Here is a 626-nt window from a genome sequence, read left to right on the forward strand (position 1 = left end):
GTCAAGAACAGTCATGCCGGAAGGAAACAGAATAATTCCGTTATCGTCCCTGTATGACACCGGCGCGGGAATAAAAATCTCCACTCCTTCCAGCATGTCCACAATAGAAACAAGATTTTCCTTTGTGATGACAAATGAAAAAGTTATTTCTATTCCTAAAAGTTTTTCAATTTCACTTTGGTAGCTTCCCAGTTTCTGCGGATCATACACCCTGTCAATCCTGTCAACGCGGTTAATTTTCGCTATTAAAAGCCCAAGATCCTCCGGTATGTCAAAAATAGCGGCGCGTTTTGTTACGGGATAATACATCAGCACATAAGTGCTGACGGGCATTTTATCGTTTTCAATTACAAAAAGCACATTGATAACGCGGTTAGTGGAAAAAGCGTCTTCCACAGGATTACTGCGGAATACAATTACTGAAATGACAATTCCTGACGCGAGTAAAAGAAATATCATCCCAAGCAATAAAAAAGAAGCGTCGCCTTTTATTAATTTCAATTTTTCCTTTCCTTCAATGTTTTTAACAGTCTTAGCGTATCTTCGGATACCTCCATTCCTTTTGCCTGTACTTTAGCGATGGATTTTTCAAGCACTGCAAAAAGAATGTTATCCAATGTGTCTTC

The 626-nt window shown here is 39.1% G+C and carries 1 protein-coding gene; it reads right to left on the bottom strand.

Annotated features, from left to right (window positions below):
- On the bottom strand, window positions 1-501 hold a 501-nt coding region (locus ACYVRH_RS14060), incomplete at its 3' end, for an LCP family protein (RefSeq protein WP_461257505.1).
- Between the last annotated feature and the right edge of the window lie 125 nt (window positions 502-626).

The sequence above is a fragment of the Treponema sp. R80B11-R83G3 genome (assembly GCF_054786115.1).